Raw genomic sequence first — 25,681 nt, 5'->3', positions numbered from 1 at the left:
TGACCCGGCCCCGAGGTGCGTACGGTGAGAACGGGGCGGCCGGCCCTCAGCCCTTGATCGCGCCCTGCATGATGCCGCCCACGATCTGCTTGCCGAACAGGAGGAAGGCGACCAGCAGCGGCAGCGTGCCCAGCAGCGCGCCCGCCATGATCACGGCCTGGTCGGGGACGTAGCCGGTACCCAGCGAATTCAGGGCGACCTGCACGGTCGGGTTCTGCTGGTTGAGGGCGATGATCGGCCACAGGAAGTCGTTCCAGGCGAACACGAAGGTCAGCAGGCCGAGCACGGCCATCGCCGGACGCGCCGCCGGGAAGACCACGTGCCACACCACCCGCAGACTGCTCGCCCCGTCCACCCGGGCCGCCTCGATCAGCTCGGTCGGCAGCGCCTGCACCAGGTACTGCCGCATGAAGAACGTGCCGAAGGCCGTGACCAGCGTGGGCAGGATGACCGTCTGGAGCTGGTTGGACCAGCCGAGGTCGCTCATCCACAGGTACAGCGGTACGACGGCCAGCTGCGGCGGGATCATCATGGTGCCGATCGTCAGCAGCAGCAGGGCCCCGGAGAACTTGAACCGCAGCTTGGCGAAGGCGAACCCGGCGAGTGTGGAGAACACCACCGTGCTGATGGTGATGGTGCCCGCGACGATCACGCTGTTGACCATGGCGGTGCCCAGGCCCGCCTGGTCCCAGGCGGCCTGCAGGTTCTTGAACAGGTTCCCGCCGAACCACAGCGGCGGCGGCGTCTGGGCCAGCCGCCGGTCGGTGCGCGAGGCCGCGATCGCCGTCCACACCAGGGGCGCCAGCGAGACCAGCGCGAAGACGGTCAGGACGATGTACGTCACCGGGCCGGCGTGCATCTGCTTGCCCGCGCCCATCACCCGGCGGGCCGGGCCCTTCTTGCGCACCTGAGGCAAGGTCAGTTCGGTGGTGGTCATAGGGACTTCCTCAGGCGTCGGGTGAACAGCATGTTGACCACGGCGACGATCAGCAGGATCAGGAACATCGACCAGGCGATCGCGGACGCCTTGCCGAGGTTGCCGATGATCCAGCCCTGGTCGTACATGTACAGGCCGAGCGTCTGGTACTGGTGCTCCGAGCCGCCCTTGGAGCCGCTGACCCCGCCGAACAGCAGGGGCTCACCGAAGAGCTGGGTCGCGCCGATGGTGGACACCACGATGGTGAACAGGATCGTCGGCCGCAGCTGCGGGATCGTCACATGCCGGAACTGCTGCCAGCGGTTGGCGCCGTCGATCGCCGCGGACTCGTAGAGGTCGGCCGGGATCGCCTGCATCGCCGCCAGGTAGATCAGCGCGTTGTACCCGGTCCACCGCCAGATCACGATCGAGGACACGGCGAACTGCGAACCCCAGTCGGACTCGCGCCAGTTGATCGGATCGATCCCCACGAAGTGCAGGAACCAGTTGATCATGCCGCCGTCCCAGGAGTACAGCAGCGTGAAGACCAGGGTCGCCGCCGCCACCGAGGTGGCGTACGGCGTGAGCATCACGACCCGCCACACGGTCGAGCCGCGCAGCCGGTAGTTGAGCAGATGCGCCAGGCCGATCGCCGCCATCAGCTGCGGGACGGTCGAGATCACACCGATGGTGAAGGTGTTCTTCAGCGCGTTCCAGAAGAAGTCCGAGCTGAGCAGGTTCCGGTAGTTGTCCAGGCCCGCCCAGGTCTGGTGGTTCAGGTCGGACAGCTGCACGTTGTGCAGCGAGTACCAGGCCGTGTACAGCAGCGGGATCAGGGAGAACGCCCCGAAGATGATGAAGAACGGGGAGATGAACGCGTACGGCGACGCCTTCATGTCCCAGCGGTACAGCCGACTTCGCCAGGAGCCGTGGTCCGGAGGCGGTGTACCGCGACCGTGAGCGCCCCGGGCCGCGCCCGGCTGGGAGCCGGACGCGGCCTCGGCGCTCGACGCGGGGTGCGCGAGAGCCTGCTTGGAGCTGGTCACTGGCCGAGCACGTCCTTGATTTCCTTGGTCGCAGCGCTCCAGCCCTGGTCGGGCGTCTTGCCCTTCTGCTCGACCTGGAGGATGCCGACGTCGGTGATGGCCGTGTTGATCGGCTGGTCCTTGATACCGAAGTACTGGACCGGGATGGTCTTGGCCGAGTCGGCGAAGATCTGGGTGATCGGGGCGTTCGAGAAGTACGCCGTGGTGTCCGCGGCCGGCTTCAGGTCCGGGTAGGCCGACGGGGTCGACGGGAAGCTGGCCTGCTTGGCGAAGACCTTCGCCTGCTGCTCGGGCGCGGTCAGCCACTTGGCCAGGGCGATGGCCTCCTTCTGGTGCTTGCCCGCCGTCGGCACGCCGAGGAAGGAGCCGCCCCAGTTGGACGCGGTCGGGGCCGCCGCCACGTCCCAGTTGCCCTTGCCGGAGTCACCGGACTTCTGCTCGATGTAGCCGATCATCCAGGCCGGGCAGGCCACCGTGGCGAAGGTGCCGTTGGCGAAGCCCTGGTCCCACGGCTTGTCGAACTGCTTCAGCTTGGCCGACATGTCGCTGGTGGCCACCGACATCGCCACGTCCCAGGCCTTCTTCACGCCGTCGGACTTGTCCCAGATGACGTTGCCGTCCTTGTCGTAGTAACGCTGGCCGGCACCACCCAGGGCCGCGTTGTAGACGGACGAGGCGGAGTCCACGAACTTGGTGCCCTTGGGCGCCTTCTTCATGTAGTCCTTGCCCACGTCGACGTACTTCGCCCAGTCGCCCTTCCACATGGCGGCGAGCTTGTTGCGGTCCGTCTCGAGGCCGGCCTTCTTGAACAGGTCCTTGCGGTAGCAGATGGCCATCGGGCCGACGTCGGTGCCGAGCCCGATCAGCTTGCCGTCCTTGGTGGTGGCCTGGGCGTTCTTCCAGTCCAGCCACTGGGACTTGTCGACGCTCTTGCCGAGGTCGACGAACTTGGCGGCCTGCGTCTGGACGGCCTCGGTGATGTTGCCGACCTCGATCGCCTGGATGTCGTCGGTGCCGGAACCGGCCTGAAGCCGGGTGAGCACCTTCGGCCAGTAGACGTCGGTGCGGGTGGTGACGTTCTCCTTGATGTTGATGTTCGGGTGCAGCTTCATGTACTCGTCGTAGAGGCCGGCCTGCTTGTAGCCGAAGACTCCGAAGGTGCCGACGGTCAACGTGGTCTTGCCCTTGGCGTTTCCGCCGCCGTTGTCCGAGCCCGACGAGTTGTTGTCACTGGCGCAGCCGGCCAGTAGCCCCGTGGCCAGCGCGGCGACGGCCGCGAGGGCCACCGCCCGGTGGGACCGGCGGGTACTCGTGCGCATTGGGTCCTCCTGTTGCCTGACGTGCCGACCCCCCGGCCAACTGCACTGGTTGGGCCCGTTCGTACTCGCTGCGGCTCGGGCGGGGAACGTGCGGGATGTGTATGTGTCAGGTACTGTGGGAGCGCTCCCACAGGTGATGTGTTGAAGGTTCGCCGGTTCGGGCGGGGGTGTCAAGGGCGGGAGCAGGGCCAGATGTGTTCAGTTATCGGGCTGTTAAGTGGACGCGACGACTCCGCCGCCGGTCAATGATTTCAGTCCGTCCGGCGTCCGGCGAGGGGCCGTTCGGCTTGCGGGGAGGGGCCGTTCGGGGCCCGGGGTCCCCGTCCCGCCGAGGGCGGCCCCCGGGCCGGTCACTCCGGCGGACGGGACTGTTAGATTCCAGGCCAGCAGCAACACATGGTGGAAGGCGGCGGAGCCCATGGCAGGCCACGGAGCGCGGAGCCGGAGCGGGGGCCGGCCCACCCTCGAAGAGGTCGCCGCGCGTGCCGGCGTGGGCCGCGGAACCGTCTCCCGGGTGATCAACGGCTCGCCCCGGGTCAGTGAGGCGACCCGCGCCGCGGTCGAGGCGGCGGTCGCGGAACTCGGCTACGTGCCCAACACCGCCGCCCGCGCGCTCGCGGCCAACCGCACGGACGCGATCGCCCTGGTCGTCCCCGAGCCGGAGACCCGCTTCTTCGCGGAGCCGTACTTCTCCGACATGCTCAAGGGTGTCGGCGCCGAGCTGTCCGAGACCGAGATGCAGCTGCTGCTGATCTTCGCGGGCAGCGACCGCGAGCGCCGGCGGCTGGCCCAGTACCTGGCCGCCCACCGGGTGGACGGCGTCCTGCTGGTCTCGGTGCACGCCGACGACCCGCTGCCCGACCTGCTGGCCCAGCTGGAGATCCCGGCGGTGATCAGCGGTCCCCGGTCCGCCGCGGAGACGCTGACCTCGGTGGACTCGGACAACTACGGCGGCGGCCGCTCGGCGGCCGAGCACCTGATCGGCCGGGGCCGGCGGCGCATCGCCCACATCACCGGCCGCCTCGACGTCTACGGTGCCCAGCGCCGCGTCGAGGGCTACCGGGACGCCCTGCGCGACGCGGGCCACCCGGTGGACGAGAAGCTGATCGAGCCGGGCGACTTCACCGAGGAGGGCGGCCGCCGGGCGATGACGAACCTGCTCGCCCGCCGCCCCGACCTGGACGCGGTCTTCGCGGGCTCCGACGTGATGGCGGCCGGCGCCCGCCAGGTGCTGCGCGAGAAGGGCCGCCGCATCCCCGAGGATGTGGCGCTGGTCGGCTACGACGACTCGGCCATCGCCCGCCACATGGACCCGCCGCTGACCAGCGTGCGCCAGCCCATCGAGGAGATGGGCCGCCGCATGATCGACCTGCTCCTCGGCGAGATCGCCGACCGCCGCCCGGCGGTCTCCCGTGACCTCGACCGCCGCCAGGTGGTGCTGGCCACGGAACTGGTGGCGCGTACGTCGTCCTGATCGCGCGGGCGCGGAGCGGTTCGGCGCGAAACGACTCGGCCGGTGACCCAGGAAAAGGGGCACCGGCCGATCGCACAGGGTGAGTGACGGGACTCGAACCCGCGGCATCCTGGACCACAACCAGGTGCTCTACCAGCTGAGCTACACCCACCATGACCGGCGGTGGACTGTGTGGTCTCCCTACCGGCCGAGAAAAAGTGTACAGGGTCCGAAGGGGTGCTCGCGCACGGCTTTTCCGGCGTCCCTCCCGGCCCCCTACCGCGCGGGCAGGACGTGCTTCGCCGCGATCGACCTGGCCGTCTCCGAGTCCGGCCCGGGCTGCGGCACGAAGATCGCCTCGCGGTAGTAGCGGAGCTCCGCGATGGACTCGCGGATGTCGGCGAGCGCGCGGTGGTTGCCGTTCTTCTCGGGGCTGTTGAAGTACGCCCGCGGGTACCAGCGCCGGGCCAGCTCCTTGACGCTGGAGACGTCGACGATCCGGTAGTGGAGGTAGTCCTCCAGCGCCGGCATGTCCCTGAGCAGGAAACCGCGGTCGGTGCCGACCGAGTTGCCGCACAGCGGGGCCTTGCCGGCCTCCTTGACGTGCTCGCGGACGTAGGCGAGGACCTGCTCCTCGGCCTCGGCCAGGGTCGTGCCGCCGGCCAGCTCGGCCAGCAGCCCGGACGCGGTGTGCATCTGACGCACCACCTCCGGCATCGTCTCCAGCGCCCTTTCCGGCGGGCGGATGACGATGTCCACACCGTCGCCGAGCACGTTCAGCTCGGAGTCGGTGACGAGGGCGGCCACCTCGATGAGCGCGTCGTCGGACAGCGAGAGGCCGGTCATCTCGCAGTCGATCCACACCATGCGATCGTTCATGCGACCACCCTAAGGCGGGCACCGGTTTTTGGGACGACCGGTGCCGCGGTCGGCGTACCGGCGGGTGCCGCGGCCCGGACCGCCGCTCCGGCCCCCGCCCCGGAGGACTCGCGCGCCCGAACGCCGGACGGGCCGGGCACGCCCGGCCGACGTTCACGAGGCCCCGTCGGTTCAGGTCCCGCTGCGCTGGCCCGGCACGCCGGCCCGGCCGGTGACGTACATCTCGCGGCCGGTGTCCACCGAGGCCGTCGCGGCCGTCGACAGCGTCGCCCCCGACCCCACCGCGCTCGCCGCCGCGCGGCGGCTCTGGAGCGGGACCGGTCCCTCCGGGTGCAGGGCGGGGCCCGGGGAGGCGGGCCCGGGCGCCGGTTCCACGTCCGACGGCTTCTCGCCCTGGGGGCGGCGAGCACGGTACGCGGCGCGGTAGGCGGCCGGCGACGAACCCAGCTGACGGCGGAAGTGGCCGCGCAGGGCCACCGGCGAGCGGAAGCCGCAGCGGCCCGCGACCTCGTCCACCGAGTAGTCCGACGTCTCCAGCAGGCGCTGTGCCTGCAGCACCCGCTGGGTGATCAGCCACTGCAGGGGAGCGCTGCCGGTCAGCGAGCGGAAGCGGCGGTCGAAGGTGCGGCGGCTCATGTACGCGCGTGCCGCCAGCGTCTCGACGTCGAACTGCTCGTGCAGGTGCTCCAGTGCCCAGGCGACGACCTCGGCGAGCGGGTCGGCGCCGATCTCCTCCGGTAAAGAGCGGTCCAGGTAGCGCTCCTGGCCTCCCGTCCGGCGCGGTGGGACGACCAGGCGGCGGGCCAGCGCGCCGGCCGCCTCGTTGCCGTGGTCGCTGCGCACGATGTGCAGGCACAGGTCGATTCCGGCCGCCGTGCCGGCGGACGTGAGCACGTCGCCGTCGTCGACGAAGAGTTCTCTCGGATCGACGTGCACCGACGGATAGCGCTTGGCCAGCGTCGGTGCGTACATCCAGTGTGTGGTCGCCGGACGGCCGTCCAGCAGGCCGGCCGCCGCCAGCACGAAGGCGCCGGTGCACAGCCCGACGATGCGGGCGCCTTCCTCGTGCGCCCGGCGCAGCGCGTCGAGCGCCTCCTCCGGTGGCGGAGAGGTGATCGAGCGCCAGGCCGGCACGACGACCGTGCCCGCGCGTGAGATCGCCTCCAGGCCGTGTGGCGCGGTGAGTTCCAGGCCCCCTGTGGTCCGCAGCGGGCCTTCCTCACCACCGCACACCAGCAGTCGGTAGCGCGGTACGCCGGCGTCCTGGCGGTCGATCCCGAACACCGACAACGGTATGGAACTCTCGAAGATGGGGCCGCCGCTGAACAGCAGCACCGCGACGATCTCCTTGCGGCGTCGCCCGGAAAGCTTCCGGGCCGCGGCTTCCGGCGCGGCGGTGGAGTCGTGGCTCATACTGCTAAGCCCCCCTCGGTGGTCGCGGCTCCTCGGTTGTGTCGCTCCTGCACGTTTCCCCTCGGTCCTGCACGAGTCCCCCGCCGTAAGACGTCAAGATCGAATCTACTGTGTCCCGTGGTGCCGGGGTGACCCAGTTCGGGAACCGGCACATTGTCGACATGGCAACTTGGCGTGAAGCATTCGATCACGAAGCGTTGCACTCGCGGGCCGTGCAGGGAAGTGCGCCTTGTCGCGGTGGCCAATCCACATAGGGTGCGTGGGGCCTCGGACCCCCTGTTCGTGCAGGTGGAACGGGGGTTGGGGGGTGGTTCGGGCAAGGAATGCACGGGGTCCGGAAGTTGGCTGAAAAGCGCCGTGTGCGTGCGCGGAAACCGGTCAGCCGACCGGTGTGTTTCCACCGGTGTGCCGTCCGCCTCTGTGAGCGCCCGTGCCGCTTCTGTGACGACGCCCCTGGTGCGGTGCGGCCTCCCCGGACGGGCGGCGGGCCGCGCAGCGTTCGGACCGGCGCAGCAGCAGGCGGCAGACGGCGGTGACGGCGGCGAGGCCGAGCGCCGTGCCCGCGGCGCCGGCGAGCGAGGTGCCGTACCACACCAGTACCACGGGAACCAGGACGCAGCTGAAGGCCGCCCAGCGGACCACGTCGGTCGCGGTGTCCTGCGGCGGCTCGGGCGCTCGGGGAGGGGTCTCGGGGGTGGGGCGCGGTCCGGACATGCGTGCTCCTGGGGCCTGGGTCACGGTGTTCAACGCGTGTTCGACCGGTCGGTCACTGTGCGCTGCCGTTTCCCGGGGGCCTGGCGTGATTCCTGCGCAAAGCGCCTGTACGGCGCAGCAAGCATTGCGTTACGGACGCACCCTCGTGCATGCTCCCTGGAACCCCCAGGACGGGGGTCCTCCGCCCGGGCGCGGCCCGTGGCGGGGGGAGTGAGCGGGATCTGGGCTAAGGAGGCGTGCCGCCGTACCCTTGGGGGTATGGGGTGGGGAAGATGATTCCCGGACACAGCTCCGCCGCACACTGTCGTCCCTCCCATAAAGGATCAAAACGCCGAGACTGTCATGGCCGGTCACGAATTCTTCGAACCCGCGGACCGCAAGCGGCCCGTCGCCGATCCCACGGCGGCCGAGCCCCAGGCGGCGGAAGAGTCACGCCACTCCTGCGATCCAGCCTTCAAGCACGGCGTCGTCGTCGGATTCGACGGCTCCACGTCCAGTGAACGCGCGCTCGCCTACGCGATCGGGATGGCCCACCGCACCCGCTCGGGCCTGATCATCGTCCATGTCGCCAACCGGCTGCCCACCACGGTGTGGGCGGGCTGTGAGCCACCGGTCTTCGTGGACGTGCCCGACCACCGCACCGAGGTCCTCGGCCTCGAACTCGCCTGCGCGGACTACCTCTCCGAGGTGCCCTGGATCCTGGTCGAGCGCGGCGGCGACATCTGCCACGAACTGGAGGAGGTCGGGCGGGAGTACGAGGCGGACGCGATCGTCGTCGGGTCCACGCACGGCATCGTCGGACGCATCTTCGGCTCGGTCGCGGGGCGCCTGGCCAAGCGGGCCAAGCGCCCCGTCGTCGTCATCCCGTAAGGCCGGGGGCATCCCGTAAGACCGGGGACATCCCGCAGGGCCGAGGGCTGGGCTGCCCCCGGCGAGAGGACGTCCCGGGCCTACTCGACCGTCACCGACTTCGCGAGGTTCCTGGGCTTGTCGATGTCCCGGCCCAGCGCCAACGCCGTGTGGTAGGCGAGCAGTTGGAGGGGGATGCCCATCAGGATGGGGTCGAGTTCGTCCTCATTCTTCGGGACGACGACCGTCTCGTCGGCCTTCGCCTCGTGCTGGTGGGCGACGGCGAGGATCCTGCCGCTGCGGGCCTTGATCTCCTCCATGGCCGCGCGGTTCTTCTCCAGCAGGTCGTCGTCGGGAACGATCGCGACCGTGGGGAGGGCCGGCTCGATCAGGGCCAGCGGGCCGTGCTTGAGCTCGGAGGCCGGGTAGGCCTCGGCGTGGATGTAGGAGACCTCCTTCAGCTTCAGCGAGGCCTCGCGGGCCACCGGGTAGCCCCGGACACGGCCGATGAAGAGCATCGAGCGGGCCTCGGCGAACTGCTCGGCCAGGCGCTTGATCTCGTCCTCCTGCTTGAGGACCTCGGTGATCTGCGCCGGGAGCTTCCGGAGGCCCTCGATGATCCGCTTGCCGTCGCGCACCGACAGGTCACGGGTGCGGCCCAGGTGCAGGGCGAGCAGCGCGAAGGCGACCGTGGTGTTGGTGAAGCACTTGGTGGAGACGACGCAGACCTCGGGGCCCGCGTGGACGTAGATGCCCGCGTCGGCCTCCCGCGCGATCGCCGAACCGACCACGTTGACGATGCCGAAGACCCGGGCGCCCTTGCGCTTCAGCTCCTGTACGGCGGCGAGGACGTCGTAGGTCTCACCGGACTGGGAGACGGCGACGTAGAGGGTGTCGGGGTCCACCACCGCGTTGCGGTAGCGGAACTCCGAGGCGGGCTCGGCGTCCGCGGGGATACGGGCCAGCTCCTCGATCATCTGGGCGCCGATCATGCCCGCGTGGTAGGAGGTGCCGCAGCCGAGGATCTTCACGCGGCGGATCTGCCGGGCCTCGCGCGCGTCCAGGTTCAGGCCGCCGAGGTGCACGGTGGAGAAGCGGTCGTCGATGCGGCCGCGCAGCACGCGGTCCACCGCCTCGGCCTGCTCGTGGATCTCCTTGTGCATGTAGGTGTCGTGGCCGCCCATGTCGTACGAGGCCGCCTCCCACTCCACGGTGGTCGGCTCGGCCGTCGTACGGGTGCCCTCCGTGGTGTAGGTGCGGAAGTCGTCGGCCTTGAGGGTCGCCATCTCGCCGTCGTCGAGGGTCACTATCTGCCGCGTGTGGGCGACCAGCGCGGCGATGTCCGAGGCGACGAACATCTCCTTCTCACCGATGCCGAGGACCACCGGGGAGCCGTTGCGGGCGACCACGATGCGGTCGGGGAAGTCGGCGTGCATGACGGCGATGCCGTACGTGCCCTCGATGATCCGCAGGGTCTCGCGGACCTTCTCCTCCAGCGTCTCCGCCTCGCAGCGGGCGATGAGGTGGGTGAGGACCTCGGTGTCGGTCTCGGAGAGGAACCCGACGCCGTCCGCCTCCAGCTTGCGGCGCAGGTCGGCGGCGTTGTCGATGATGCCGTTGTGGACGACGGCGACCTTGCCGCCGGCGTCCAGGTGCGGGTGGGCGTTCGCGTCGGACGGGGCGCCGTGGGTGGCCCAGCGGGTGTGGGCGATGCCGGTCGTGCCCTTGAAGCGGGCCGGGACCCTGGCCTCCAGGTCGCGTACGCGTCCCTTGGCCTTGACCATCTTCAGGCGGCCGCTCGTGGGGGTGGTCACGACGATGCCGGCCGAGTCGTAGCCGCGGTACTCCAGGCGCTGCAGCCCCTCCAGCAGGAGGGGCGCGACGTCACGCTTCCCGATGTATCCGACGATTCCGCACATATATACGTATTCCTCAGCCGTAGACGATGCGGCGCAGCTGCCTGAGCGTGAGCTCCGGCGGTGCCACCGCCCGGTATCTCAGGTCCGCCCCGATCCGTTCGAAGATCGTCGCGTTCACCAGGCCCTGGGCCTGGAGCTCGCGGTGGCGGCGACGGACGTACTCCTCGGTCGTCTCGTCGAAGTAGGCGAGCACGTCCTGGACCACCCGCAGCGCCTCGCCCTTGCTGAGGGGTGAGGACCGGGTCAGATGGTCAACAAGTTCGTCGTGCACCCGATGATCCTGGGGTAAGAGAGACCGTTTCGCAAGAATCCTGCCCGATTTCGGGCAGGCTACCGTGGGTCGGCTCGGTCCGCACGGGTGCGGGCGGGTCCTGGTGCGCTACATGCGCTTGAGGATCGCCTGCTTGGCCAGGGTGAACTCCTCATCGGTCAGCACACCCGTACGGTGCAGCTCGCCGAGTTCGCGCAGCCGCCGCAGCAGCGCGTCGTGGTCGTCCTCGCGCAGCTCGGGGGGCGCGAGCCGCTTCAGGCCGCGCGCCCGCTCGGGCGGTACGTCCGGCACGGGCGCCGCCGAGGGGTGCGGCAGCCGCGCCTGCACGGCGGCCGCGAGCAGCGCCATCAGGGGATCCTTCTTGAAGCCCCACAGCTCGACGGAGTTGGGGTCGTACTTGGGCGGCGCCTTGGTGGGCGCGCCGCGCACGGTGAAGCGCAGATGCCCGTTCTCCAGGCCGGCCGCGGGCTGCCACTCCACGGCGACCAGTTCCGTGACGGACAGGGTGCGGGCGCCGGCGGCGGCCTTGGCGTCCTCCGTCTTCCAGTTCCACTCCAGGCGGACCAGCTCCCCGTCGAAGCTCGCGGTGCCGTCCCCCGCGGAGACGGAGAGCGGGACGGAGGGGCCCGGCAGCAGGTACTCGCTGACCGGGTCCGACGGGACCTCGTCCAGCAGCAGGGCGCTTCGCACCTCGTCCACGAAGTACTCGGCGACGCCGTAGCGGTCGGACTCGACGATCAGCTGATACGGGTCGTCGGGCTCGGTGAGCCGGCCGCCGGAGGCGTGCAGCAGCGGGTCGGCGCCGTCGCGCAGCCGCAGTCTGAGCCGCCCCGCCTTCCGGCCCTGCTCGAACGAGACACCCGCCAACGCCCCGAGCGGGACGACGAGTTCACCCAGCGTGCGGCGGAGCAGGCTGACGTTTCTGTCCCGCCCCGGCGTCAGCCGAAGGGCATCGCCGTCGAAGGCCCAGGTGCCGTCCTTCTGGATGATTTCCGCCATGGGGTGATTGTTCCACCCGCGATCGGGTTCTTCAGGGTTCCGGCCAGCTGGAGGGCGCCCGCCGGATCGGCCAGGTCGACCATCTGCCGGTTGTCGCGCAACTGGAGCCGGTTGAGGCAGGACAGCGCGAACTCGGGGGCGAACAGGTCGTACCGCTCGAACTTGTCGGCCAGCTCGGGCACCGACTCCTGGTACGCGCGCACGGCCCCGGCGACCGTTGCCCAGAAGTCGTCCTCCGCCAGGATTCCCTCGCCGGCGAGGTTCGCGGCGAGGAAGCGGAAGAAGCAGTCGAAGACGTCCGTGAAGATCGACAGGAGCCTGTTGTCCTCCGGGACCCGCACGCGCAGCCGCTCGACCGCCGGCGGCAGCACCGCCTCCGGGTCCATGACGGCGATCTCCTCGGCGATGTCCTTGAAGACCGCGCGCCGGACCACACCGTCCTTCAGGACCAGGATCACGTTCTCGCCGTGCGGCATGAACACCAGGTCGTAGGCGTAGAAGCTGTGCAGCAGCGGGGTGAGGTAGGCCCGCAGATAGCGGCGCAGCCACTCGGTGGGCGCGAGGCCCGACCGCTCGATCAGCGCGCCCGCGACGGACGCGCCCTCGTGGTCGACGTGCAGCAGACAGGCCATCGTGGCCAGGGACTCGCCGTCCTCCAGGGAGGGGACCGGGCTCTCGCGCCACAGCGCCGCCAGCATCTTGCGGTACGGCGAGTGGCGGTCCGTCGCCTTCTCGTACTCCGGGTGCCGGTAGCCGACCGCGGCCCGCTCGCGGATGACCGACAGACCGGTCGACCGCAGGACGGGATCGCCCTCGACGAGCCGCGCGAGCCAGTCGTTGATGGCCGGGGTGGCCTCCATGTAGGCGGCCGAGAGCCCGCGCATGAAGCCCATGTTGAGCACGGACAGGGCCGTCTTCACATAGTGCTTCCCGGGGTGGGAGCGGTTGAAGAAGGTCCGGACGGACTGCTGGGCCAGGTACTCGTCCTCCCCCTCGCCCAGGCAGACGAGGTGCCCGCGGGCCACCTCGGCGGCGAAGGTCACCGTGAGCTTGTTCCACCACTGCCAGGGGTGGACGGGGATGAGGAGGTGGTCGGCCGGGTCGAGACCCCGTTCGCGCAGGACGCCGTGGAAGCGCTCGACCGTCCGCTCGCCCAGCTCCTGGCGCACGAAGGACTCGTACTCGATCCCCGCGCCCGCCGTGAACGCGGCGCGCGAGCGGTGGGCGGCCAGCCACACCAGGCGGACCGGGTTCGCGGTCTCGGGGGCGTACGACAGGTAGTCGTGGACGCCGAAGCCGAGCCGCCCGTTGTTGGCGACGAAGCAGGGGTGGCCCTCGGTCATGCCGGTCTCGATGTCCTGGAAACCGGAGCGGGCGAGCTCGGCGGAGGGGATCTGCGGCCTGGCGAGCTTGTAGCAGGTGCCGGAGAGGGTGGAGGTGATCTCCTCCAGATAGACGGGCAGGACCTCGTCGCTCAGGCCCAGGGACGTGCGCAGCTCGGTGACGAAGTCCGATGCGGACAGCGGGAGTTCGGCGCCTTCGCGGTGGCGGGTGACGGAGCCGGCGTCGATCTGCCAGTGGTCGAGGGCGCGGCGCACGGCCCTGAAGGTGTACCGGGTCAGGCCGTCGTCGCTGCGGACGACGAACCGGTCGCCCTGCGGCTGCGGGGTGATCAGCCGCTCGTGGGCGAACTCGGCGAGCGCCTTGCGGATCAGCAGGCGGTTGGCCTTCTCCCAGCGCTCGGGGGAGAGGTGGGCGACGGCGTCGGCGAGGCTCATGCGGTCACCCCCGTCGCGGCCAGGGTGTCCCGGATGCCGAAGAAGCGCTCCCGCGTGCAGAAGCTCAGCAGTGCCTTCTTCTCCGGCTTCTGTATCTCGCGGTCGGGCACGAAGCCGACGGCCTCGTTCAGCGCGTGCACCGCCGTGTTGGCCACGTCCGGCTCCACGACGACGCGCCGCACCGCCGGGTCCTCGAAGAGCCGCGCCAGCACGGCCGTGATGACGGCCCTGGTGAAGCCGTGGACGGGCGCGTCGGTGGCGGGCGTCAGGAAGTGCATGCCGATGTCACCGGGCAGCGGTTCGTACAGGCCGACGAGTTCGCGGTGGGCGGGGTCGTAGTGCTCCATCAGGAAGGCGGGTTCGCCGTCCCGCAGCCCGAGCAGCGCGTGGTGGTACGCGTCGGCCGCGATCTCCATGTACGCCCGCTCGACATCCACCAGCCGCGCGTCCTGCATCATCCAGAAGGCCGCCTTGGGATGGGTCACCCAGGAGTGCAGCAGCTCGGCGTCCTTCAGGGGGTCGAGGGGGCGGAAGGTGAGGACGCCCACCCGTGGGGCGGTGGTCATGGGGACTCCTTGGATGCGTGGTTCGTGCGTCGGGGTCGAGCGGGTCGGACGCGGGGATCTTTCCGTCGAGCACGACGTGCTCGACGTGTGCCTCGATTCGCGGCCCGCTGCCGCCCGGAGTCCGCGCAGGGACCTGCGAGAACCGCCGGGCAGACGGGCCGGGCGGGTGTCACACGGCGAACTCCTGGAACGCGATCGTCTTTTCGACCGGGTAGTACGCGGTGCCGAGCAGCTCGCGGATGATGCAGCTGTTGCGGTACGCGCCCATGCCCAGGTCGGGGCTGGTGATGCTGTGGGTGTGCACGCCGGCGTTCTGCAGGAAGACGCCGCGGCCGGTGACGTCGATGGCGTAGTTGCGGCCCACGTCGAAGCGGCCGTGGCCGTCGAGGCGCAGGCGGTCCTCGACGGGGGCGAGGAAGGCCGGGGGCTCGTAGTGGTACCCGGTCGCCAGGACGAGGCCCTCCGTGCGGATCTCGAACTCCTTGCCCTGCTCGTCCTGGTGGAAGCCGAGCCGGTACACCCCGTCGGCGTAACGGGCGCTCACCAGCGAGGAGTTGGTCAGCAGACGGGTGGGGACCGGGCGGCCGCCGCTCTCGACGTTCTTCTGGTAGAGCAGGTCGAAGATCGAGTCGATGAGGTCGGAGCTGATGCCCTTGAAGAGGCCCTTCTGCTGCTTCTCCAGCCGGTAGCGGGTCTCCTCGGGCAGCGCCCGGAAGTAGTCGATGTAGTCCGGAGAGGTCATCTCCAGGGTCAGTTTGGTGTACTCCAGCGGGAAGAACCGCGGGGAACGGGTGATCCAGTCGAGCCGGTAGCCGTGCACGTCCATCTCGGCAAGGAGTTCGTGGTAGATCTCGGCGGCGCTCTGGCCGCTGCCGACGACGGTGATCGACTTTTTCGACTGCAGCTCGCTCTTGCGGTGCATGTACTGCGAGGTGTGGAACAGGCAGCCGCCGAGCCCCCGGCACACCTCGGGCACGAAGGGGACCGTCCCGGTGCCGAGGACGAGGTGGCGGGCCCGGTGGACGTCCCCGGCCTCGGTGCGCACGAGGTAGTGCCCGCCGTCGTACGTCACCTCGGTGACCGTCGTGCCGAAGCGGACGCCGCTCAGCTTGCTCGCCGCCCAGCGGCAGTAGTCGTCGTACTCGACGCGCAGCGGATAGAAGTTCTCGCGAATGTAGAAGGAGTACAGCCGGCCTTTCTCCTTCAGGTAGTTGAGGAAGGAGTACGGCGACGTCGGGTCGGCGAGCGTGACCAGGTCCGACAGGAACGGCGTCTGGAGGTGGGTGCCGTCCAGGAACATGCCCGCGTGCCACTCGAAGTCCGGCTTCGACTCCAGGAAGAGGCCGTCGAGTCCGGTGATCGGCTCGGTCAGGCAGGCCAGGCCGAGGTTGAAGGGGCCGAGCCCGATGCCCACGAAGTCGTGTGCACCGGCCGGGTGTTCAGGAAGCGCGGTCAAGGGGTTCTCCCAGGTACTGCCCGGCGTGGCCGGCGATCAGGTCGAGTACGGCGGCGATGTCGTCGGTCGTCGTCTCGGGGTTGAGCAGGGTGAACTTCAGGTAGTGGCGGCCGCCCACCTTGGTGTCGGCGACGACCGCGTCGCCGGAGGCGAACAGGGCCTTGCGGGCGTAGAGGTTGGCGCGGTCGATCTCGGCCGGGTCGGTGACGGCGGCCGGGATGTGGCGGAAGACCAGGGTGGAGAGCGCCGGTTCGACGACGACGTCGAAGCGGGGGTCGGCGGCCAGCAGCCGCCAGCCTTCGGCCGCCAGGTCGCAGACCTCGTCGAAGAGCGCGCCGATGCCGTCGGCGCCCATCACCCGCAGCGTCATCCACAGCTTGAGGGCGTCGAAGCGGCGGGTGGTCTGCAGGGACTTGTCGACCTGGTTGGGGATGCGTTCGGTGACCATGCGGCGCGGATTGAGGTACTCGGCGTGGAAGGTCGCGTGCCGCAGCGTGGAGCCGTCCCGTACCAGGACGGCGGACGAACTCACGGGCTGGAAGAAGGACTTGTGGTAGTCGACGGTGACGGAGTCGGCGCGCTCGATGCCGTCGATGCGGTCCCGGTACTTGAGCGAGGCGAGCAGACCGCAGCCGTAGGCGGCGTCCACGTGCAGCCAGGCGCCGTACTGGGTGCACAGTTCGGCGATCTCGGGCAGTGGGTCGATGGAGCCGAAGTCGGTGGTGCCGGCCGTGGCGACGACGGCCATGGGAATCAGGCCGTCGCCGCGGCAGCGCTCCAGCTCGTGGGCGAGGGCGACGGTCTGCATGCGCTTGTCGTGGCCGACGGGGATGGGCACCACCGCGTCCTGGCCGAGGCCGAGGAGTTTCGCGGACTTCTGCACGCTGAAGTGGCCCGCCTCGGAGGCGAAGACGCGCAGCCGGGAGAGGGAGGCCCCCTGTTCCCGCCCGGCCCGCCCTGGCTCGGCCTCCTCCCGCGCCAGCAGCAGCGCCTGGAGGTTGGACTGGGTGCCGCCCGAGGTGAACACGCCGTCGGCGTTGCCGCCGAGGCCGATGCGGGCGGCCGTCCAGTCGATGAGCCTGCGCTCGATCAGGGTGGCGCCGGCCGACTGGTCCCAGGTGTCGAGGGAGGAGTTGACGGCGGACAGGACGGCCTCGCCGAGCACGGCCGGGATGACGACGGGGCAGTTGAGGTGGGCGAGGTAGCGCGGGTGGTGGAAGTAGACCGCGTCGCGGAGGTAGACGTCCTCCAGCTCGTCCAGGGCGGCGCCGGTGTCGCCGAGCGGCCGGTCGAGGTCGATCGAGGCGATGCGGGGAGCGAGGGTGTCGACGGTGACACCGGTGAACGGACGGTCGGTGGTGGCGAGTTTGGCCGCCACCCGCTCGACTCCTTCGGTCACGGAGCTGCGGTACTGCTCCGCGGTCAGGTCATTGAGCAGGTGCGAGCGCATGTGGGGGTCCTCCGGTGGGGACAGTCCGTGCGGGGTGGGAGAGCGGGGAAGCCCAGAGCTTCGGCCTTCAACTTAGGTAAGCCTAACCTAAGTTCTCTGCCTCGAATCCTGTCCCGCCAGTGACCGCCGTCACTCCGTCTCGCGCAGTTGCTCCTCGCTCAGGCCCTGCCTCCAGTAGCCGACGAAGGTGACGCGCCGCCGGTCGATCCCGCGCTCGCCGACGAGGTGCCGGCGCAGCTGCTTCACGCACCCGCTCTCGCCCGCGATCCAGGCGTACGGGCGCTCGGCGGGCGGGAGTCGGGCGGCGCGCAGGGCGTCGAGGGCCATGGGGGACCCCTCGGCGCCGTTCGCGTCCTGGACCAGCCAGGTGATCTCGGCGTCGGCCTCGGTGGCCAGTTCCTGGATGTCCCCCGCGTCCCGCACCTCCAGCCAGGCGCGGACGCGGGTGCGCGCGGGCAGGGACTGGAGGATCGCGGAGACGGCCGGGACGGCGCTCTCGTCGCCCCAGATCAGTGTCAGGTCGGTGTCCGAGGGCGGCCGGAACCGGATCGCGCGGTTGTCCGCGACCGCCGGGCCGAGCAGGACGACAGGGTCACCGGGGGCGGCCCGGGCGGCCCAGCGCGAGGCGGGGCCGGCCGGGGTGTGCAGGACGAAGTCGATGTCGATCTCGTCGGGGTCGCGCCGCAGCGAGCGCAGGGTGTACGAGCGCATCACCGCCCGTACGCCGTCCGGCAGTTCACGCCAGGCCGGCCACCAGTCGTCGCCCAGCTCGTACGGTACGGCCGGTTCGCGCTGCCCGGGATGCGGCAGGAAGAGGGAGAGGGACTGGTCGCGCCCGTCGGAGCGGAACGCGCGCAGATCCTCCCCGCCGAAGGTGACCCGCAGCGAGGACGGCCCCAGCCGTCTCGTCCGCACGACCTGCAGGGAGAAGAACCGGAACGGGGCGGCTACGGCCGTGGTCATGACGGGGCTCCTGTCAGCTGACCTTCTTCGCCTTCTCGAGCGCTTCCGCGAGGCTCGTGAGGAGGGGGGTGCACTTGGCGTAGGACAGGATCGGCTCGGGGGAGCGGGGGATGACCTGCCCCGCCCGGACCGCCGGCAGCTTCTTCCAGGTCGGCCTGGTGATGTCGGCCGGCTGGATCGCCGAGGTGCGGTCGTCCATCATGATGATGTCCGCCGCGTACTTGTCGACGTTCTCCCAGCTCAGCGACTCGTACCAGCCGCCCCCCTTGGCCTTCGCCTTCTCCGGGGGCTCGACGAAGTGCACGCCGAGCGCCTTGAAGTACTCCAGGTCGACGGAGAGGTCGGTGCCGGAGACGTAGAAGAGCGTGTCGGCGGCGGAGGCGGCCATCACCCTGATGTCCGGCCTGGCCCTCGCGGCCTCGCGCAGCCGGGCCGCCGCCTCCTCGAACCGCTTCTTGGCGCCGGTGACCTCGGCCGCCCGCATGTCCGCGCCGAGCGACTCCGCCAGCGCCCACATGCGCTGCAGCGGCTCGGTCAGCCGGCGGTCGTAGACGGAGACGCCGACGCTGGGGGCCAGCTGGGCGATCTTGTCCTTGGAGGACTCGGGGACGTACCAGAGCGTGCCGGCGTCGTCGAACATCGTGCTGATGAGGACGTCGGGCGCGAGGGCCGCGTACTTCTCGACGTTGAACTGGTCCCAGGCGTTGCCGAGGATCGTGACCTTGCTGATGTCCATGTCGCCGGCCTGGACGTCGGGCTTGCCGTCCTTGGTCTTCGTCGGGCCGAAGACGCCCTTGACACCGATGCCGTAGTCGTGGAGGGCGGCGGCGACGCCGGTGAACGCGACGATGTTCCTGGGCGCCCGGTCGAGCTTCACCGTCCTGCCGCGGTCGTCCTTGAAGGACCAGGGGCCGGACTTGCCGGCGGTCGTCGCGCCGGAGCCCCCGCTTTTCGCGCCGTCGTCACCGCAGGCGGCGAGCACGGCACCGAGGCCGAGGGCGCCGCCCGCGGCCACAATGCCGCGTCGGGTGAGGTGGGTGGCTCTGGCGTTGGACATGCTGGGGCCGCTTTCGAACGGGGCGGAACGCCCACCGGACAGGTTCCAAGATAGGTTAGCCTAACCTCACTTGGTGTCCAGGGGTGAGGGCGTCCCGCGCCCGGACCCGTGGTCAGCCTGTGCGCCGTGCCGCCCCGGCTGCGGCGGGGTTCAGCCGGCCAGACCCAACTCCCGCGCGATCAGCATGCGTTGCACCTCGCTGGTGCCCTCGCCGATCTCCAGGATCTTGGAGTCGCGCCACATGCGGGCCACGGGGTACTCGTTCATGAAGCCGTAGCCGCCGTGGATCTGCGTGGCGTCGCGGGCGTTGTCGACCGCGACCGTGGAGGAGTACAGCTTGGCCAGGGCGGCCTCCTTCTTGAAGGGGGCGCCGCTCACCAGCCGGGCGGCCGCGTCCCGCCAGGCGAGGCGGGCGGTGTGCGCCTTCATCTCCATGTCGGCGATCTTGAACTGGATGGCCTGGTTGGCGCCGATGGGGCGGCCGAAGGCGTGGCGCTCCTTGGCGTACCTCACCGACTCGTCCACGCAGCCCTGGGCGAGGCCGGTGCCGAGCGCCGCGATGGCGACGCGCCCCTCGTCGAGGATGCGCAGGAACTGGGCGTAGCCGCGGCCCTCACTGCCGAGCAGGTTGGCCGCCGGGACGCGCACGTCCGAGAAGGACAGCTCACGGGTGTCCGAGGCGTTCCAGCCGACCTTCGAGTACGGCGCCGCCACCGTGAAGCCCGGGGTACCGGACGGGACGATGATCGACGAGATCAGCGGCCTGCCGTCGGGCTTGCGGCCGGTGACCGCCGTGACCGTGACCAGGCCCGTGATGTCCGTGCCGGAGTTGGTGATGAAGCACTTGGTGCCGTTGATCACCCACTCGTCCGCCGACTCGTCGAGGCGGGCCGTGGTGCGGGTCGCGCCCGCGTCCGAGCCGCCGTCGGGCTCGGTGAGGCCGAACGCGCCCAGGATCTCGCCCGAGCACAGGCGCGGCAGCCACGCGCGCTTCTGCTCCTCGGTGCCGAAGAGGTGGATCGGCATGGCGCCCAGCGAGACGCCGGCCTCCAGGGTGATGGCGACGGAGGAGTCGACGCGGGCCAGCTCCTCCAGCGCCACGCCCAGCGCCAGGTAGTCGCCGCCCATGCCGCCGTACTCCTCGGGGAACGGCAGTCCGAACAGGCCCATGCGGCCCATCTCGCGGACGATCTCGTAGGGGAACTCGTGGTGCTCGTAGAACTCGCCGATCTTGGGTGCCACCACGTCGTGGGCGAACGCCTCGACGGTGCGGCGGAGTTCTTCGAGCTCGGGGGAGAGACGGAAGTCCATGACGGTCACTGCTCCTCAGTGGCCTCGGCGGCCTCGGTGTCCTCGGCGTCCTCGTGGGACAGCGCTCGGACGGTGCGGGACGGGCTGGGTCGGCCCAGCTGATCGGCCATCCACGCGCTGGTGGCGACGAGACGGCCGAGGTCGACCCCGGTGTCGATGCCGAGACCCCGCAGCATCCACACGAGGTCTTCGGTGGCCAGGTTTCCGGTGGCGGACTTGGCGTACGGGCAGCCGCCCAGGCCGCCCGCGGAGGCGTCGACGGTGGTGACGCCGTGTTCGAGTGCGGCGTAGGTGTTGGCCAGCGCCTGGCCGTAGGTGTCGTGGAAGTGCACCCCGACGACCGGGGTCGGCACGCCCTCCTCGTTCAGCAGGGAGAGCAGCGCGCGCACGTGGCCCGGGGTCGCGACGCCGATGGTGTCGCCGAGGCTCAGCTCGTCGCAGCCCATGTCCGTCAGCGCCCGGCACACGCGGACGACCTGGCGGAGGGGGACCGCGCCCTCCCAGGGGTCGCCGAAGCACATGGAGACGTAGCCGCGGACGTGGGCGCCCTCCTCCTTGGCGTGCTTGACGACCGGGTCGAACACGGCCAGCGACTCGTCGACCGTGCGGTTGAGGTTGGCCCTGGCGAAGGACTCGGTGGCGCTGGCGAACACGGCGACGCGGCGGGCGCCGAGTGCCAGGGCGCGGTCGAGGCCGCGCTGGTTGGGCACCAGGACGGGCAGCTCCGCGGACAGGCCGGAGACCAGGGGGAACAGCTGCTCCGCGTCGGCGAGCTGGGGCACCCACCTGGGGTGCACGAAGCTCGTCGCCTCGATCGTCGTCAGGCCGGCGTCGACCAGGCGGTGGATGAACTCCGCCTTCACCTCCGTCGGGACCGTGTCCTTCTCGTTCTGCAGGCCGTCGCGCGCGCCCACCTCGTGGATGCGCACCCGGGCGGGCAGGCCCTCGGCCGGTACGGCCATGGGAAGGCCCTGTGCGGTCATGCCTGAACCTCCTCGTGCGGTGCGATGACGGCCAGCACCTGGTCCATGCCGACCGCCGTGCCCGGCGTGACGTCCAGTCCGGTGACCGTGCCGGCGTGCGGGGCGGAGATGACGTGCTCCATCTTCATCGCCTCGACGACCAGCAGGCTCTGACCGGCGCTCACCTCGTCGCCGACGGCCACCTTCACCACGGTGACCGTGCCGGGCATGGGCGCGGTCAGCGAGTCGGCGCCCGCCTGGCCCGCGCGGGTGAGGGACGCGGCGACCGGGTCGTGGTCGCGCACGTGCCAGGCGTCGCCCTCGCGGCCGAGCCAGTCGGCGGCGCGGTGGAAGGTGTGGCGGACGCCGTCGAGGGTGACGCTCACCGCGTCGTCGGTGACGGTGTGGGTGCCGCGCGGGGTGTGCTCGACGGGCTCGGTGACCCGCAGCGGGAAGGCCACCGGCTTGGTCGTGCCGCCCAGCCGCCAGCCGTTCGGCACGGAGAAGGGATCGGTCCAGCCCTCCCCGCGGGGCTGCAGCGCAGCCAGCCGTACGGCCGCGGCGGCCTCGTAGACCTCCTCGGGAACGTCCGTGGAGACCAGCCCGTCCACCTCCCGCTCGACCAGACCCGTGTCCAGCTCGCCCGCCACGACGGCCGGATGGGCCAGCAGCCGCCGCAGGAAGCCGGCGTTGGTCTGCACCCCGAGCGTGACGGTCCGGGCCAGAGCCGCCCGGAGCCTCCTGATCGCGGTCGCGCGGTCGGGGCCGTAGGCGATCACCTTGGACAGCATCGGGTCGTACAGCGAGCCGACCTCCGTGCCCTCGCTGAGCCCGGAGTCGGTGCGGACGCCGTCGCCCTGCGGTTCGTGCAGCCGCAGCACCGTGCCGCCCGACGGCAGGAACCCGCGCGCGGGGTCCTCCGCGCACAGCCGGGCCTCGATCGCGTGACCGGTGAGCCGGACGTCGTCCTGGGCGAACGCCAGCGGCTCGCCCGCCGCCACCCGCAGCTGCCACTCCACCAGGTCCAGGCCGCCCGCGGCACCGTCCCCGACGGACACGACCAGCTCGGTGACGGGGTGCTCGACCTGGAGGCGGGTGTTCATCTCCATGAAGTAGTACGACGAGGGATCGCCGCCGGGGACGATGAACTCCACCGTGCCCGCGCCGCGGTAGCCGCAGGAGAGGGCCGCCTGCACCGCCGCCTCGCCCATCGCCGCGCGCGTGGCCTCGTCGAGCAGGACGCTGGGCGCCTCCTCGATGATCTTCTGGTGCCGACGCTGCAGCGAGCACTCGCGCTCGCCCAGGTGCACCACGTTGCCGTGGCCGTCGGCCAGGACCTGGATCTCGATGTGCCGGGGGCGGTCCACCCACCGCTCCACGAGGAGGGTGTCGTCGCCGAAGGAGGCGCGGGCCTCACGGCGGGCGGCGGCGATCTCGTCCGCCAGCGCCTCCGCCTCCCGCACCAGCCGCATGCCCTTGCCGCCGCCGCCCGCGGACGGCTTCAGCAGCACCGGCATGCCGATCTCGCGTGCCGCGTCGGCGAGTTGGCCGTCCGTCAGGCCGCTGCCGCTGGAACCGGGGACGACCGGGACGCCGGCCGCCCGCACCGTCTCCTTGGCGCGGATCTTGTCACCCATGAGGGCGATGGCGTCCGCGGGCGGTCCGATGAAGACCAGCCCGGCGTCGGCGCAGGCGCGCGCGAAGGCGGCGTTCTCCGCGAGGAAGCCGTAGCCGGGGTGGACGGCCTGGGCGCCGGTGCGGGCGGCGGCCTCCAGCAGCCGCTCCACCGACAGATAGCTCTCGGCCGCCGGGGCCGGCCCGATGCGCACCGCCGTGTCGGCCTCGCGCACATGGCGCGCGTCGGCGTCCGCGTCGGAGAAGACGGCCACCGAGCGCACGCCCAGCGAGCGGAGCGTACGGATCACGCGGACGGCGATCTCGCCCCGGTTGGCCACGAGCACTGTGTCGAACATGGGTCCCCTCCTCACATCCTGAAGACGCCGAACTGGGGCGCGGTGTAGTCCTTCTGCGGAAGCGGCGCGTTGGCACAGGCGGTCAGCGCCAGACCCAGCACCTGGCGGGTCTCCAGCGGGTCGATGACGCCGTCGTCCCAGAGGCGGGCGGTGGCGTAGTAGGCGCTGCCCTGGCGCTCGTACTGCTGCCGGACGGGCGCCTTGAAGGACTCCTCGTCCTCCGGCGGCCAGTCCTCGCCCCGGGCCTCCATCTGGTCCCGCTTGACGGTCGCGAGGACCGAGGCGGCCTGCTCGCCGCCCATGACGGAGATCTTGGCGTTCGGCCACATCCACAGGAAGCGGGGCGAGTAGGCCCGGCCGCACATCGAGTAGTTGCCCGCCCCGTACGAACCGCCGACCACGACCGTCAGCTTCGGCACGCGCGTGCAGGCCACGGCCGTCACCATCTTGGCGCCGTGCTTGGCGATGCCGCCCGCCTCGTAGTCCCTGCCGACCATGAAGCCGGAGATGTTCTGCAGGAACACCAGCGGGATGCCGCGCTGGTCGCACAGCTCGATGAAGTGGGCGCCCTTCTGGGCGGACTCGGAGAACAGGATGCCGTTGTTGGCGACGATCCCCACCGGGTGGCCGTGGACGTGGGCGAAGCCGGTGACCAGGGTCTGCCCGAACTCGGCCTTGAACTCCGCGAACCGCGAGCCGTCGACCACGCGCGCGATGATCTCGCGGACGTCGTAGGGGGTGCGGGAGTCGACCGGCACCGCGCCGTACAGGCCGTAGGGGTCGACCTTCGGCTCGGCCGTGGGCCGCACCTCCCAGGGCGGCGCCCCGCGCGCGGGCAGGGTGGCGGCGATGGTGCGCACGATCCTGAGCGCGTGCGCGTCGTCCTCCGCCAGGTGGTCGGTGACGCCGGAGACGCGGGAGTGCACCTCGCCGCCGCCGAGCTCCTCGGCGGTCACCACCTCGCCGGTGGCGGCCTTCACCAGCGGCGGGCCGCCCAGGAAGATGGTGCCCTGGCCGCGGACGATGACCGCCTCGTCGCTCATCGCCGGGACGTACGCCCCGCCGGCCGTGCACGAGCCGAGGACCGCGGCGATCTGCGGGATGCCGGCGCCGGACATCCGCGCCTGGTTGTAGAAGATCCGCCCGAAGTGCTCCCGGTCCGGGAAGACCTCGTCCTGCATGGGCAGGAAGGCACCCCCGGAGTCGACCAGGTAGACGCAGGGCAGGCGGTTCTCCAGGGCCACCTCCTGGGCGCGCAGGTGCTTCTTCACCGTCATCGGGTAGTACGTCCCGCCCTTGACGGTGGCGTCGTTGGCGACGATCACGCACTCGCGCCCGCTGACCCGCCCGATCCCGGCGATGACGCCGGCGGCCGGGGCCGCCCCGTCGTACAGCCCGTCGGCGGCCAGGGGGGCCAGCTCCAGGAAGGGCGAGCCCGGGTCGAGCAGTGTGTCCACCCGGTCCCGCGGCAGCAGCTTCCCGCGCGCGGTGTGCCTGGCCCGCGCCCTCTCGCCGCCGCCGAGCCGGGCCGCGGCCAGCTTGCCGCGCAGCTCCTCCACGAGTGCGCGATGCGCCGCCTCGTTGGCCCGCCAGGCCTCCGACGCGGGATCAGCCGCGCTCGTCAGCTCCGGTGCCTCTTGCATCCTGCGGTCCCCTCACCCAGTGGTCGTACTGTTAATGAGCGTTAACCATTTCCATCAGGTTAACGACCGCTAACCTCCCTGTCTAGAATTGCCTCCATGGCCACCAGAACCGACGCCCCCACCCGCCGCGAGCAGATCCTCAAGGAGGCCGCGCGGCTGTTCGCCGAGCGCGGTTTCCACGGGGTCGGAGTCGACGAGATAGGCGCCGCCGTCGGCATCAGCGGCCCGGGCCTGTACCGCCACTTCGCGGGCAAGGACGCGATGCTCGCCGAGCTGCTGGTGGGGATCAGCGGCCAGCTGCTGACGGGGGCGAAGCGGCGCCTCGCGGAGGCCGACGGGACGCCCCCCGAGGCGGTCCTCGACTCGCTCATCGAAGGGCACATCGACTTCGCGCTCGACGACCGCCCCCTGATCACCCTGCACGACCGCGAGCTGGACCGCCTCCGGGACAGCGACCGCAAGCTGGTGCGCCAGCTCCAGCGGCAGTACGTGGAGCTGTGGGTGGCGGTGCTGCGGGAGGTCTACCCGGGCGTCGCGGAACCGGCGGCCCGCTCCGCCGTGCACTCGGTCTTCGGCCTCCTGAACTCCACGCCCCACCTGGGCCGCCCGGGCTCGCTGCCCGGCCGCGGGGCGACGGCGGAGCTGCTGCACCGGATGGCCAGGGGCGCCTTCGCGGCCGCGGCGGCGTGACGAGCGTTACGGGATCTCCTCTGGACGCCTCTCCCTACCCGCCGGTACCTTGAA

The 25,681-nt window shown here is 70.9% G+C and carries 22 protein-coding genes and 1 tRNA gene; 3 read left to right on the top strand and 20 right to left on the bottom strand.

Annotated features, from left to right (window positions below; all coding sequences use genetic code 11):
* Positions 1-46: 46 nt before the first annotated feature.
* Genes ACJ9NR_RS14820 through ACJ9NR_RS14810 form a run of 3 tightly spaced genes read right to left on the bottom strand, consistent with a single transcriptional unit; the run spans position 47 to position 3,281 of the window.
* Positions 47-937: a carbohydrate ABC transporter permease gene (locus tag ACJ9NR_RS14820; protein ID WP_412488033.1), complete on the bottom strand. Its 891-nt coding sequence runs from the start codon at positions 935-937 to the stop codon at positions 47-49.
* The gene (locus tag ACJ9NR_RS14815; protein ID WP_412488032.1) at positions 934-1,962 is read right to left on the bottom strand and encodes a carbohydrate ABC transporter permease; all 1,029 of its coding nucleotides are present in this window, start codon (positions 1,960-1,962) and stop codon (positions 934-936) included. Before ACJ9NR_RS14815 ends, ACJ9NR_RS14820 begins: the two co-directional genes overlap by 4 nt.
* Positions 1,959-3,281 (bottom strand): ABC transporter substrate-binding protein, encoded by a 1,323-nt coding sequence (locus ACJ9NR_RS14810; protein ID WP_412488031.1) that lies wholly within the window; start codon positions 3,279-3,281, stop codon positions 1,959-1,961. The genes ACJ9NR_RS14815 and ACJ9NR_RS14810 overlap by 4 nt, the downstream gene beginning before the upstream one ends.
* Positions 3,282-3,699: 418 nt before the next feature.
* Between ACJ9NR_RS14810 and ACJ9NR_RS14805 the strand changes: the two genes are divergently transcribed.
* Complete coding sequence (locus tag ACJ9NR_RS14805; RefSeq protein ID WP_412488030.1) at positions 3,700-4,755, top strand: LacI family DNA-binding transcriptional regulator; 1,056 nt, start codon at positions 3,700-3,702, stop codon at positions 4,753-4,755.
* Positions 4,756-4,833: 78 nt separating this feature from the next.
* Here the strand turns inward: ACJ9NR_RS14805 and ACJ9NR_RS14800 are convergent.
* From ACJ9NR_RS14800 to ACJ9NR_RS14785, 4 genes are all read right to left on the bottom strand, one after another.
* Positions 4,834-4,906, bottom strand: a tRNA-His gene (locus ACJ9NR_RS14800).
* Between the two features lie 104 nt (positions 4,907-5,010).
* Complete coding sequence (gene orn / locus ACJ9NR_RS14795) at positions 5,011-5,613, bottom strand: oligoribonuclease (RefSeq protein WP_412488029.1); 603 nt, start codon at positions 5,611-5,613, stop codon at positions 5,011-5,013.
* A gap of 171 nt (positions 5,614-5,784) precedes the next feature.
* Positions 5,785-7,026: a helix-turn-helix domain-containing protein gene (locus ACJ9NR_RS14790; RefSeq protein ID WP_412512695.1), complete on the bottom strand. Its 1,242-nt coding sequence runs from the start codon at positions 7,024-7,026 to the stop codon at positions 5,785-5,787.
* 378 nt (positions 7,027-7,404) lie between these two features.
* On the bottom strand, positions 7,405-7,740 hold the full coding sequence (locus ACJ9NR_RS14785; protein WP_412488027.1) for a hypothetical protein: 336 nt from the start codon (positions 7,738-7,740) through the stop codon (positions 7,405-7,407).
* Between the two features lie 342 nt (positions 7,741-8,082).
* Between ACJ9NR_RS14785 and ACJ9NR_RS14780 the strand changes: the two genes are divergently transcribed.
* Positions 8,083-8,610, top strand: a complete 528-nt coding sequence (locus tag ACJ9NR_RS14780; RefSeq protein WP_412488026.1) for a universal stress protein — start codon at positions 8,083-8,085, stop codon at positions 8,608-8,610.
* Positions 8,611-8,690: 80 nt separating this feature from the next.
* Here the strand turns inward: ACJ9NR_RS14780 and glmS are convergent, their stop codons facing one another.
* The 13 genes from glmS to ACJ9NR_RS14715 form a co-directional block, all read right to left on the bottom strand.
* Positions 8,691-10,508, bottom strand: a complete 1,818-nt coding sequence (gene glmS / locus ACJ9NR_RS14775) for a glutamine--fructose-6-phosphate transaminase (isomerizing) (protein ID WP_412488025.1) — start codon at positions 10,506-10,508, stop codon at positions 8,691-8,693.
* 13 nt (positions 10,509-10,521) lie between these two features.
* Complete coding sequence (locus ACJ9NR_RS14770; protein ID WP_412488024.1) at positions 10,522-10,779, bottom strand: hypothetical protein; 258 nt, start codon at positions 10,777-10,779, stop codon at positions 10,522-10,524.
* A gap of 108 nt (positions 10,780-10,887) precedes the next feature.
* Positions 10,888-11,778, bottom strand: coding sequence for a DUF4429 domain-containing protein (locus tag ACJ9NR_RS14765; RefSeq protein WP_412488023.1), 891 nt, complete (start codon positions 11,776-11,778; stop codon positions 10,888-10,890).
* Positions 11,718-13,556, bottom strand: a complete 1,839-nt coding sequence (locus ACJ9NR_RS14760; protein ID WP_412488022.1) for an IucA/IucC family protein — start codon at positions 13,554-13,556, stop codon at positions 11,718-11,720. The genes ACJ9NR_RS14765 and ACJ9NR_RS14760 overlap by 61 nt, the downstream gene beginning before the upstream one ends.
* Positions 13,553-14,122 (bottom strand): GNAT family N-acetyltransferase, encoded by a 570-nt coding sequence (locus tag ACJ9NR_RS14755; protein ID WP_412488021.1) that lies wholly within the window; start codon positions 14,120-14,122, stop codon positions 13,553-13,555. The genes ACJ9NR_RS14760 and ACJ9NR_RS14755 overlap by 4 nt, the downstream gene beginning before the upstream one ends.
* Positions 14,123-14,291: 169 nt before the next feature.
* Complete coding sequence (locus ACJ9NR_RS14750) at positions 14,292-15,578, bottom strand: lysine N(6)-hydroxylase/L-ornithine N(5)-oxygenase family protein (RefSeq protein ID WP_412488020.1); 1,287 nt, start codon at positions 15,576-15,578, stop codon at positions 14,292-14,294.
* A complete protein-coding gene (desA, locus tag ACJ9NR_RS14745) occupies positions 15,562-17,028 on the bottom strand; it encodes a lysine decarboxylase DesA (protein ID WP_412488019.1) in 1,467 nt (488 codons plus the stop codon). Before desA ends, ACJ9NR_RS14750 begins: the two co-directional genes overlap by 17 nt.
* A gap of 129 nt (positions 17,029-17,157) precedes the next feature.
* Entirely contained in the window at positions 17,158-17,991 is an 834-nt protein-coding gene (locus tag ACJ9NR_RS14740) for a siderophore-interacting protein (RefSeq protein WP_412488018.1), read from the bottom strand.
* Positions 17,992-18,004: 13 nt separating this feature from the next.
* Entirely contained in the window at positions 18,005-19,048 is a 1,044-nt protein-coding gene (locus ACJ9NR_RS14735) for an ABC transporter substrate-binding protein (RefSeq protein WP_412488017.1), read from the bottom strand.
* 150 nt (positions 19,049-19,198) lie between these two features.
* On the bottom strand, positions 19,199-20,359 hold the full coding sequence (locus ACJ9NR_RS14730) for an acyl-CoA dehydrogenase family protein (RefSeq protein ID WP_412488016.1): 1,161 nt from the start codon (positions 20,357-20,359) through the stop codon (positions 19,199-19,201).
* 5 nt (positions 20,360-20,364) lie between these two features.
* Complete coding sequence (locus tag ACJ9NR_RS14725; protein WP_412488015.1) at positions 20,365-21,342, bottom strand: hydroxymethylglutaryl-CoA lyase; 978 nt, start codon at positions 21,340-21,342, stop codon at positions 20,365-20,367.
* Positions 21,339-23,294 carry an acetyl/propionyl/methylcrotonyl-CoA carboxylase subunit alpha gene (locus ACJ9NR_RS14720; RefSeq protein WP_412488014.1) on the bottom strand — a complete coding sequence of 652 codons (1,956 nt, stop codon included), beginning with the start codon at positions 23,292-23,294 and terminating at the stop codon, positions 21,339-21,341. Before ACJ9NR_RS14720 ends, ACJ9NR_RS14725 begins: the two co-directional genes overlap by 4 nt.
* An 11-nt stretch (positions 23,295-23,305) precedes the next feature.
* A complete protein-coding gene (locus tag ACJ9NR_RS14715; RefSeq protein WP_412488013.1) occupies positions 23,306-24,937 on the bottom strand; it encodes a carboxyl transferase domain-containing protein in 1,632 nt (543 codons plus the stop codon).
* 96 nt (positions 24,938-25,033) lie between these two features.
* On the opposite strand from ACJ9NR_RS14715, the gene ACJ9NR_RS14710 reads away from it, so the two are divergent.
* Positions 25,034-25,627: an SACE_7040 family transcriptional regulator gene (locus ACJ9NR_RS14710; protein WP_412488012.1), complete on the top strand. Its 594-nt coding sequence runs from the start codon at positions 25,034-25,036 to the stop codon at positions 25,625-25,627.
* Positions 25,628-25,681: the final 54 nt, after the last annotated feature.

It is taken from the genome of Streptomyces sediminimaris (genome assembly GCF_047049295.1).
Lineage (GTDB): Bacteria > Actinomycetota > Actinomycetes > Streptomycetales > Streptomycetaceae > Streptomyces > Streptomyces sediminimaris.
This window is presented reverse-complemented; position numbering and strand designations above follow the sequence as displayed.